General features: G+C 44.4%; 9 protein-coding genes. All 9 read right to left on the minus strand.

Annotated features, from left to right (window positions below):
• Nucleotides 1-10: 10 nt before the first annotated feature.
• The gene (gene feoB, locus GPK58_RS06740) at nucleotides 11-2,389 is read right to left on the minus strand and encodes a ferrous iron transport protein B (protein WP_173739524.1); all 2,379 of its coding nucleotides are present in this window, start codon (nucleotides 2,387-2,389) and stop codon (nucleotides 11-13) included.
• Nucleotides 2,390-2,796: 407 nt separating this feature from the next.
• Entirely contained in the window at nucleotides 2,797-4,242 is a 1,446-nt protein-coding gene (gene glgA / locus GPK58_RS06745; protein ID WP_015524465.1) for a glycogen synthase GlgA, read from the minus strand.
• A 58-nt stretch (nucleotides 4,243-4,300) separates the two neighbouring features.
• On the minus strand, nucleotides 4,301-5,107 hold the full coding sequence (gene spo0A / locus GPK58_RS06750) for a sporulation transcription factor Spo0A (protein WP_015524464.1): 807 nt from the start codon (nucleotides 5,105-5,107) through the stop codon (nucleotides 4,301-4,303).
• A gap of 324 nt (nucleotides 5,108-5,431) precedes the next feature.
• Nucleotides 5,432-6,637, minus strand: coding sequence for a SpoIVB peptidase (gene spoIVB, locus GPK58_RS06755; protein ID WP_118752528.1), 1,206 nt, complete (start codon nucleotides 6,635-6,637; stop codon nucleotides 5,432-5,434).
• Nucleotides 6,638-6,787: 150 nt separating this feature from the next.
• Nucleotides 6,788-8,473: a DNA repair protein RecN gene (gene recN / locus GPK58_RS06760; protein ID WP_022426363.1), complete on the minus strand. Its 1,686-nt coding sequence runs from the start codon at nucleotides 8,471-8,473 to the stop codon at nucleotides 6,788-6,790.
• A gap of 42 nt (nucleotides 8,474-8,515) precedes the next feature.
• A complete protein-coding gene (gene argR / locus GPK58_RS06765) occupies nucleotides 8,516-8,977 on the minus strand; it encodes an arginine repressor (RefSeq protein ID WP_021650687.1) in 462 nt (153 codons plus the stop codon).
• Nucleotides 8,978-8,993: 16 nt separating this feature from the next.
• Complete coding sequence (locus tag GPK58_RS06770) at nucleotides 8,994-9,854, minus strand: NAD(+)/NADH kinase (protein ID WP_015524460.1); 861 nt, start codon at nucleotides 9,852-9,854, stop codon at nucleotides 8,994-8,996.
• 23 nt (nucleotides 9,855-9,877) lie between these two features.
• Nucleotides 9,878-10,687 (minus strand): TlyA family RNA methyltransferase, encoded by an 810-nt coding sequence (locus tag GPK58_RS06775; protein ID WP_021650688.1) that lies wholly within the window; start codon nucleotides 10,685-10,687, stop codon nucleotides 9,878-9,880.
• An 84-nt stretch (nucleotides 10,688-10,771) separates the two neighbouring features.
• Nucleotides 10,772-11,202, minus strand: a 431-nt coding sequence (locus tag GPK58_RS06780) for a transketolase C-terminal domain-containing protein (protein WP_276571943.1), incomplete at its 5' end; no start/stop codon positions are given.

The raw sequence follows: 11,202 nt of genomic DNA on the forward strand, positions 1-11,202 counted from the left end.
GGTATTTTTTCTATAATCCAAGCATCATTCCCACACCATGTACCGCAAACGCAACGATCCATGCAGTGGCACACTGTACTGCTACAATACCGGCGGCAGCTCTTACAGTTCCCATCTCCCGACGCACAGTTGCAATAGCTGCAACACAGGGTGTATAGAGCAAGGTAAAGATCAAAAATACGTAAGCAGTAAACGGTGTAAATAAAGTCTGAAGCAATGCCGTATTTCCGCCCAGAAGGACTGTCAGCGTAGACACAACGCTCTCTTTTGCCATAAAGCCCGTGATCAATGCGGTGGATACTCTCCAGTCACCAAAGCCCAGCGGAGCAAAAAGTGGTGCCACGATGCTTCCGATCTTTGCCAGAAGGCTCTGATCTGTGCTGGTAACAAGGTTAAGACCTGCATCAAAGTTCTGCAGGAACCACACGATCAGCGTTGCCGCAAAAATAATTGTAAACGCTTTCTGTATAAAGTCCTTCGCCTTTTCCCAGATCAGCTGTCCTACACTTTTTGCAGAAGGAAGCCGGTAATTGGGAAGCTCCATGACAAACGGAACCGGCTCTCCCTTATATTTCGTCTTTTTCAGGATCAGCGCATACAGGATCCCGCAGAGAATTCCTGCAAAATAAAGGCTGATCATCACAACTCCTCTCCACTGCTTCGGGAAAAATGCACTGGTGAGAAGTCCGTAGATTGGAAGCTTGGCACTGCAGCTCATAAACGGAGTAATCAGGATCGTCATTTTCCGGTCACGTTCACTGGATAATGTTCTGGTTGCCATAATGGCCGGCACCGAACAGCCGAATCCGATCAACATCGGCACAAAGCTTCTTCCGGAAAGTCCGATCTTTCGAAGGAGCTTGTCCATAACAAAGGCTACACGAGCCATATATCCGGTATCTTCCAGGATTGACAGGAAGAAAAACAAAGTAACGATCGTAGGAAGAAATCCAATCACGCTTCCGATACCGCTTAAAATTCCATCCACAACCAGTGACTGCAGTACTGAGCTGACACCTGCCACCTCCAGTCCCCTGCCAATAAGTGCAATTACCCAGTTCACGACCATAGTCATTCCGTCTGAAAGCCAGGCTCCCAGATAATTAAACGTCATCACAAATACAATTGCCATAATTCCCACAAAACAGGGAATTGCTGTATATTTTCCGGTAAGGATACGATCTATGGCGACACTTCGTTTATGTTCACGGCTTTCTGCCGGTTTTACCACAGTTTTCTCACAAAGCTTTTCAATAAAATTGAAGCGCATGTTCGCAAGAGCTGCCTCACGGTCCAGACCGCCATCCTTCTCCATAACATGTACCAGCCCATCAAGAACCTTTTTTTCACCTTCAGGCAAAGCCAGACGTTTTTCGATCAGAGAATCTTTCTCTACGATCTTCGTAGCTGCAAAACGTACAGGAAGTCCTGCTTTTTTTGCATAAGGTTCGATCAAATGAACGGCTGCATGGATACATCTGTGAAGTGCGCCTACCGGATCCTTCGGTGACTGATTGTCAGTACAGAAATCAATTCTTCCCGGTGCTTCTCTGTATCTTGCAACATGGACTGCATGATCGATCAGCTCATCAATTCCTTCATTCTTCGCTGCTGAAATAGGTACAACCGGAATTCCTAAAATCTCCTCCAGTTCATTGATCCGAACAGAGCCTCCATTTGCCCTTACCTCATCCATCATATTTAAGGCCAGCACCATTGGGATTCCAAGCTCCATCAGCTGCATGGTAAGATAAAGATTTCTCTCAATATTGGAAGCATCTACAATATTAATGATTCCTGTCGGCTTCTCATTCAGCAGAAAATCTCTTGTTACGATCTCCTCGCTGGAATACGGGGAAAGTGAATAGATTCCAGGAAGATCCGTTACCGTTGCCTCCGGATGCCTCCGGATGCTTCCTTCTTTCTTGTCAACAGTTACACCTGGAAAGTTACCAACATGCTGATTGGAACCTGTCAGCTGATTAAAAAGAGTTGTCTTTCCACAGTTCTGATTACCTGCCAGTGCAAACGTGATCGGTTCCCCTTTGGGAATCGTATCACCGATCCGGTTCTTACGATAATCTCGAGCCTTTCCAAGTTCTCCCACACCAGGATGAGCAATCGGCTGATGCCGTTCATTTTCTTTCTTCGTTTCCGTCATGGATTCGATCGATACGATCTCAATCTTTGCAGCTTCCGCCAGCCGCAATGTCAGCTCATATCCGCGCAGCACAAGCTGTACCGGATCTCCCATAGGAGCTGTTTTACGAAGAGACACTTCTGTCCCCGGTGTAAGCCCCATATCCAGAAGATGATGTCTCAGCTCCCCCTCGCCACGAACACTGATGATTCTGCCACATTCTCCAGTCTTTAATTTGTCCAGTGTCATATTGTCACCTCATCATAAGTACAATTTACATGGTCAATACATATATCTGTATTATCCACTGGTACATCGTTTCGTAAATAACTATATCAATCGGATTCACAGACAAGTGAATGGTATAGTTATTTCAAAAACGATGCACTAATATAAATGTAACACAATTTAAGTTATTTGACAATAACTGATTAATCTGATAAGTTTCGTACAAATAATACCAATTCAAAAGTTATTTATCATTAACATTTATATTTTTTCTCACTTTAGCACAATTCCTGTTTGATAAACAAACACCTTCATATTTTTTGCAGACATACAATAACATCCATGTATATTCCCGCAATAAAAAAGCGCAAACGACATATTATCTGTCGTCTGCGCCTTTTTATTGCGAGAACCGCTTCGGTGAATCCTTACTCACCAATTAACCAATTGTACATTTCCTCATACTGACGTGCGGAATTGTTCCAGGAAAAATCTGCAGCCATCGCGCGATCTACCATTTTATTCCATTCACGTTTCTTGTCATAATATACACTCTCTGCATAACGGATCGTAGCAAGCATTTCATGTGCATTGTAATTTACGAAGGAGAATCCTGTTCCGGTTCCCTCGAATTCATTGTACGGGACAACTGTATCCTTCAGACCACCGGTCTCTCTGACGATCGGAAGAGTTCCATAACGAAGGCTCATCAGCTGGCTTAAGCCACATGGCTCAAACAGTGACGGCATCAGAAATGCGTCAGATGCTGCATAAATTCTGTGAGACATTGCCTCATCATAGTAGATCTGTGCAGATACCTTGCCATGATACTTCCAGTCAAAATGACGGAACATATTCTCATAACGTTCCTCACCGGTACCAAGAGCAACGATCTGAACCGCATCCTGACACAGTTCGTCCATGATATAAGCGATCAGATCAAATCCCTTCTGATCTGTCAGGCGGGATACAATACCGATCATCATAGCTTTCGGATCCTGCTCAAGTCCAAGATCTTTCTGAAGCTGGATCTTGTTCTTGATCTTCTCCTTGCGGAAGTTCTTTGCATTGTAATTCTTGGTGATATTCGGATCTGTCTCCGGATTGAATTCATTGTAATCAATACCATTTACAATACCACGCAGGCTGTTGGCTCTCGCATTGAGAAGTCCGTCCAGCTTCTCACCATAAAACGGTGTCTTGATCTCTTCTGCATAGGTATTACTTACTGTGGTAATGGCATCTGCAAATACCATACCGCCCTTCAGGAAGTTTGCGTCCTTGTATGCTTCCAGTTTATCCGGCGCAAAGTAGTAATCGGAAAGGCCTGTGATATCCTTAACAGTCTTAACATCCCATACACCCTGAAATTTCAGGTTATGTATTGTCATAACAGTCTTGATTCCACGGAAGAATTCATTCTCCTGGAAAGAATCGTGAAGGTAAACCGGAACAAGTCCTGTCTGCCAGTCATGACAATGGATGATATCCGGTCTGAATCCGATCACCGGAAGAACCGATAACACAGCTTTGGAAAAGAAAGCAAATTTCTCAAGATCCCATGGTGCACTGTCATATGGTTTCGGACCGCTGAAATAATATTCATTGTCAATGAAGTAAAACTGGATCCCGTCATACTGCATCTGCATAATGCCTACATAGCAGTTCTTAAATCCCAGATCCATATAAAAATGGGTCACATACTCCATTTTGTCTTTCCATTCCTGTTTCATGCAGGCATATTTCGGCAAGATCACGCGTATATCAAAATATTTTTTGTCAAAGCACTTAGGCAGTGAGCCGGCAACATCAGCGAGTCCTCCTGTTTTGATAAAAGGTACTGCTTCTGATGTAGCAAACAGAATTTTTTTCATCTGTATTCCCCTCCCTGGGTACACCCGTTTTTATTTATGATTATACTCCAAAATTCATCTAATTTAAAGACCGATTTTTATATTCTAGTCTGATTTTATCTGCGATCAGTGCTATAAATTCAGAATTCGTGGGTTTCCCTTTTCCGGTGCTTACAGTATATCCAAACAATTCATCAATGGTATCCATCTTTCCCCGGCTCCATGCCACCTCGATCGCATGTCGGATCGCCCGCTCCACTCTGCTCGGTGTTGTCTGATGGCGTTTCGCAATGGTTGGATATAATACCTTAGTAATGGAATTGAGCATTTCCATGTCATTGACAGACAAAATGATCGCATCCCTTAAATACTGATACCCCTTGATGTGTGCCGGAACTCCGATCTCATGAATGATATTCGTCACATCGGTTTCCAGATTCCTCTCCGGCTGAGGCTTTTTGGTTTCTGTGATACCTGGCCTTGCAATCTCCCGCACTCTTCTGTCCCCAATCTTCCGAATATGTTTGATCCGGTTTAAAAGTGTGGTGTTGTCAAAAGGCTTCAAAACATAATAGTCTGCTCCAAGACTGAATGCATCCTCTGTAATCCTCTCCTGTCCAATTGCAGATAATACGATAAACACTGGAACTTTTTTGACATTTGCGTTATGGGAAAATTTCTCCATAACGGAAAGGCCGTCCATCTTCGGCATAATGATGTCGAGAATCACCACATCCGGCTCCTTATCTTTGATTATGTTACAGATTTCTTCTCCGTTGTGTGCTTTTCCGACCAGTTCAAGGTCTTTATCTTCTTCGATCATCTGACCGAGCATGTCTGTCATTTTCGCGTTATCATCAGCAATTGCAACATTTAATTTGTCCATGAGGACCCTCCTAACTTCTATCTCCTTGGGTTTCCAGACATACCCCCTGTCACCACGGCAGTAACCGACACTGTTAGCTGCCTGCGCTTTCCCCTTGCTGGCGACAAAATTATTATAGTGGAAATCCTGTAGTAAAATCAAGATAAAAGTAGTTATTTTATCACACTTTCGTACGATATTTTTCGACATTTTTTCTCTTATATATCACAAAATTCACCAAAATGCAGGTATTTCCATCTGTATCCGGCATTTTTCCCCATATAAAAAAGAGGCACTTTTCCCGGACTTTTTCCATGTTTTTGTGCCTCTTTCCTCAACTGCAGATTATGCATTGCCTGTCATATTTTCAATAAAAATCCCATATCCGCCGGTAGAATCCTGCACAAATACATGAGTCACGGCACCAAAGAGTTTTCCGTTCTGAAGCACAGGACTTCCAGACATTCCCTGAACGATCCCACCTGTTTTTTCCAGGAGTTCTTTATCTGTGATCTGGATCACGAAGCTCTTATTAGAATCCTCATGGTTCATATCGATCCTGGTGATCTCCGCGGCATATTCTTTTACTTCGCCGTCTGTGCAGCAGAGAACAGATGCGGGTCCAATTTTCAGATCCTGTTTGTAACCCACAGGAATCTTCTTCAGATCCAGATTTTTCACCTGATCAGCATCCACAGTTCCAAAAATGCCGTTTTTACTGTTTTCGGAAATCTCACCCAGGATATTGTCAGCTTCGTATCGGATCAGACCAGATAGTTCTCCAGGATTTCCTTTTTCTCCTTTCTGGATCCCCAGAATCTGGGCGTTGTAAAGATTTCCATCTGCGATACTTAAAAGTTCGCCGGTATCCACATCGCTGATCCCGTGACCAAGAGCACCGAACCCTCCATTTTCGTCCACATAAGTCAGGGTTCCGATTCCCTGTGTATCGTCCCTCACCCAGATGCCAAGCTTATAGTTTCCTTTCTCATCTTTCACCGGCGTCAGGGACAGGGGAATCGTCTCTTTTCCCCGGCGGACCTTCAATGTTACAGATTCTCCGCAAAGATCTGCAAGATCCTCCAGAAGATCCTGCTTGCACTGGATCCGGTTCTGATCAAAAGCCACAATATAATCTCCCGGCTTTACAATGTCCCGGGCCGGTTCTTCCATCTCACCACTTTCCGAAAGGATCTCGCCTGTATCAATGATCAGAACTCCTTTCGTCTGCATATAAATACCTACTGCATCTCCGCTTGCATATACTTCTTTTGCAGTTATATTTTTTACCTTCACATCCTTAAAAGGGATCACTCCCAAGAGTCTGCAGTGCAACTTATAGCTGTCTTTTCCTGAAACGGTGATCGCATCATCAAAGCTGATAAAAGGGCGTTTAAGAAGATTGGCTACTTCCCGGCTGTCCTCATGATCCACCAGAATCTGATCCGGGATTTTTCTGTCCAGAAGCCGGTAGCCCAGCCATCCCATCAGAATCAGATCCAGCGCAAGAAATACAAGGAGCCAACATCGGTATTTTCTTTTTCTGTTCATCTTACGTCACATCCTTTGTAATTTTCTGATACAAGCAAATCCCCACCCACTGCTTATTGCTTTTCGCAACTGAAGCAGGGGACTGACTTGATTCGGTTAAAAAAGAGGACCGACCTTTCGGCCGTCCTCTCTTAGTATGTAACGTATAAATTATTTCAGTCTTGTATTTTTTTGTTGCTGTGCCAATTCCTTCATCTCTCTTGCATTTCCAAGAACAGCCGGCGTGATCTGGGCACCGCCCAGAAGTCTGGCAAGCTCACGAACAGATTCCTCTCCTTCCAGAGGATGGATCTGGGTGATGGTTTCTGTTCCTTCTACATGTTTCTCAATCTCAAAATGGGTATCTGCCATTGCTGCGATCTGTGGAAGATGTGTGATACAAAGCACCTGCCTGTGCTGTCCGATCACTGCCATTTTTTCAGAGACCTTCTGTGCAGTACGCCCACTGATCCCTGTATCGATCTCATCAAAGATCAGTGTATCGATCTGATCTTTATCTGCAAGGATCGCTTTGATGGCAAGCATGATCCTGGAAAGCTCACCACCGGATACAATCTGTCCCAGCGGTTTTCTACTCTCACCTGGATTTGTGGAAATCTCATATTCCACCGCATCATAACCATTATCTGTATAATTTTTTCTGCGGTCAAAACGGATAGAAAAATCCACATCCTCAAAATTCAGTTCCTTCAATCCTTCGATAATCTTTTCATCCAGCTGCTTACTGTATTTTTTCCGGATCTCTGAAAGTTCATGCGAAGCTTCCTCAAGAATCTTTTCTGCCTGCATAAGTTTTTCTTTCAGTAACCGGAAATTTTCTTCGAATCTTTGAAGTTTTTCTAATTTTTCCTGCTGTTCCTTCTGATAAGACAAAATTTCATGGATCGTCTGTCCATACTTTGCCTTCAAACTATTGATAAGATCCAGTCTTTTTTCTGTTTCAAAAAAAGTTTCTTCGTCAAAAGTCAAACTATCCATATAAGAGGACAGATCACGGCAGAAGTCACTGAGAAGTGAATCGATTTCCACAAGAGCTTCCTGTAAAGGTGCAAGATCCTTATCGTAATCTGCAATTCTTGAAAACTCTTTCAGGGCATTTCCGGTCATATCTGCGGCGCCCTGTTCATATCCGGTCATCCCACGAACCATTTGTGCTGTTTCCATGATCCTTCTGGCGTTGCTCAGCTTCCGGTAGCGGTCCTCCAGTGTTTCGTCCTCTCCTGGAATAAGAGCTGCCTCCTCGATCTCATTGATCTCAAATTCCAGAAAGGCTTTTTCACGGTTGCGCTGTTCCTCATCCATATCCAGTGCTTTCAGCTGATCCACATAGTCCCGATACTCCTGATAAGCTTTCCGGACCTTCTCCCTGGCAGGAAGGATCTGTTCTTTTCCATATACATCCAAAATAGCCAGCTGGCGGTCTCCATAAAGAAGTGACTGATGCTCATGCTGTCCGTGAATGTCCAGAAGACAGGCTGCTGCTGCTTTCATCTGGCTGACAGTACTTGTCTCTCCGTTGATCTTGTTGATACTTCTGCCGTCCATGATCTTGCGGGACATCAGCACCTGTCCGTCTTCCGGATAGATGTCAAGCGCCGCAAGGGACTCTCTGGCTTTCGTGTTTTCAACCTGAAACAGCAACTCTACCAGGGCATAGGAAGCATTTTCACGAATCATGCTTCTGGAAGTTTTTCCACCCAGGATAAGCTGTATGGATCCTAACAGAATGGATTTTCCGGCTCCGGTCTCACCAGTTAAGATATTTAAGCCTGGTCCGAATTCCACCTCTGATTCCTCTATCAGTGCAAGATTTTTTACATGCAGATGTACTAACATTGATTTCCTTTCTGGTATAAAGCATTTACATATTCTGTCATTTTATTTTCCTCTGGATAAGATCCCGCCAAGCTTCTGAACTACACCCGGTGCCTGTTCAGAAGTTTTCACCACACACATAATGGTATCATCTCCGGCAATACATCCCAGGATTTCCGGCCATTTCATGGCATCAAGAGCTGCTGCTGCCGCCATGGCCATTCCCGGAATTGTTTTTACCACTACGATATTCTGTCCGATGTTCATAGCGATCACTGCATCTTTCAAAACTCTGGAATATTTGTCACTTAACACATCCGGTGTATGTTCTTCCAGGATCGCATATCTGGACTTTCCGTTGCTGCCTGCAACCTTTGTCATTTTCAGAGCACGGATATCTCTGGATACGGTAGCCTGCGTAACCTTAAAACCGGCCTCATTCAGTCTTGCTGCAAGTTCTTCCTGTGTATCGATCTCGTACTGACGGATCAGTTCGATAATTTTTTCATGTCTTGCTACTTTCAAAATTGAACCTCCTGCATCAGCTGTTACTCATTTTCTGTCTCAGAACCTCCACAAAGCTCAGATGGTTCAGCTTGAGGATTTTTGTCCTGACTGTGGCTTTCCGGATCACGATCCGGTCACCGGTGACCATGGATATCTGGGTATCCCCGTCGAAAGAGGCCACCGCTTTCTCAATGGTATTATGTCTTCCCTCACCGATCTCTACTGTAACTGCCTCTTCCCCGGAAAGAATAATACTTCGGGTGTTCATGGTATGGGGAGCGATGGGGGTCATGATCATCATACTGGCACTGGGAGAAACCACGGGACCTCCCGCTGACAGACTATATCCGGTAGAACCGGTCGGAGTGGAAATGATGATACCATCTGCATTGTATGAATTCATATATGCATCATTAACATAATTCTTGAAACGGATCACACGGAGATGTCCTTCTCTTCCGATCACAATGTCATTTAATGCGATATCTTTTCCAATAAGTTCTTCTCCCCGATAGATCTTTCCTTCCAGCATCATACGATCTTCCAGCTCATAGTCATCTGACAGAAGCCGATCCAGAGCCGGATACACGGAATTTTTATCCACCTCGGCAAGAAATCCCAGAGTTCCCAGATTGATTCCAAGAAGAGGGATATCCAGATGCACCACATCCCTTGCAGCCTGCAGAAGTGTTCCATCTCCACCCAGTACAATAATGCACTGTGTATCCTGCGGAATCCCATCCGGGTCCGTATAATGATACGGTCCTTCCATTTTTTCGGTGATCTTCTGCACATGACACCTGGCACCATGCTTCTCCAGATAAGCAATGATCCTATTAGAAAATGTCAGTTCCGGATCCTTGGCACTGTTTGGAATTATATAAAATCTGTCCATATTGCTTCAGTCCTTTCCAAACATCAGTCCAGCTGTCCGTGGGCTTCCTTTACCACATCCTCTACGGATACGTCAAGACTCACAGGTACTTCTGTTCCTTCCGGATGTTTTTTCAGATGAAGGAGATATTCAATATTTCCTTCAGGTCCCTTGATGGGAGAAAAGGAAAGATGACAGGGCTCCATAAAAATGCTCATGGCATAATCTCTGACTTTCTCAATGACTTCTTCATGGACCTTCGGATCACGGACAACGCCTTTTTTTCCGACTTTTTCTCTGCCGGCCTCAAACTGAGGTTTGATGAGACATACGATCTCTCCGTCCTCTGTGAGAAGGTTTCTTACAGGAAGAAGCACTTTTGTAAGGGAGATAAAAGAAACATCGATCGAAGAAAATGCTGCCGGACCTTCCAGATCTTCCGGTACCACATAGCGGATATTTGTTTTTTCCATGCATACAACTCTTGGATCATTCCTGAGTTTCCAGTCCAGCTGTCCATATCCCACATCAATGGAATAGACTTTGACCGCTCCGTTCTGAAGCATACAATCTGTGAAACCGCCGGTGGATGCGCCTACATCCATGCACACCTTATCCTTCAGCGTCACGCCAAAATTTTTCATGGCTTTTTCCAGCTTCAGTCCGCCTCTGCTGACATAAGGAAGAGTCTTTCCTCTTACCTCCAGCTTGACAGTCTCAGCAAACATGGAGCCAGCCTTGTCTTCCTTCTGACCGTTGACATATACTTCCCCGGCCATGATATACGCTTTTGCTTTTTCGCGTGACGGTGCAAGTCCCTGTTCCACCATCATGATATCCAGTCTTTTTTTCATATTATCCTCCAACAGCCCGGCTCTTTATGCGCCGGGCTGTAAAATGCCTCACAGCTTCGTGTTCTTCTGCAAAGGCTATGTCCTTTATTTTCTGTTATTCACAAGATTTTCCCAGCTCTGTTCTACCGCATCCAGGATTCCCTGTACATTTAAACCTATTTTCATTCGCTGACGGTCCACCGTTCCATGCTCAATAAAATGATCCGGTATTGCCAGTGGAAGAACTCTTACGTCCGGATGACAGGCTTCCATATAAGCAGATACATGTTCTCCGAACCCACCGCTTTTTACATTCTCCTCCACAGTGACCAAAAGACTGTGGTTCTGCGAAAGCCGATCAAGAAGCTCTGTATCCAGAGGCTTTACAAAACGGACATTGACAAACGTAGCTCCTGCTATTTTGTGATTTCTTATCTCTTCACAGACCTTCTGACAGACAGAAACCATGCTGCCAACCCCGAGAACTGCAATCTCACTGCCTGGAGTGATCACTTCACTTCTGCCCTTCTTAAGTG

Source organism: Blautia sp. MCC270 (genome assembly GCF_018785605.1).
GTDB lineage: Bacteria > Bacillota > Clostridia > Lachnospirales > Lachnospiraceae > Blautia_A > Blautia_A fusiformis.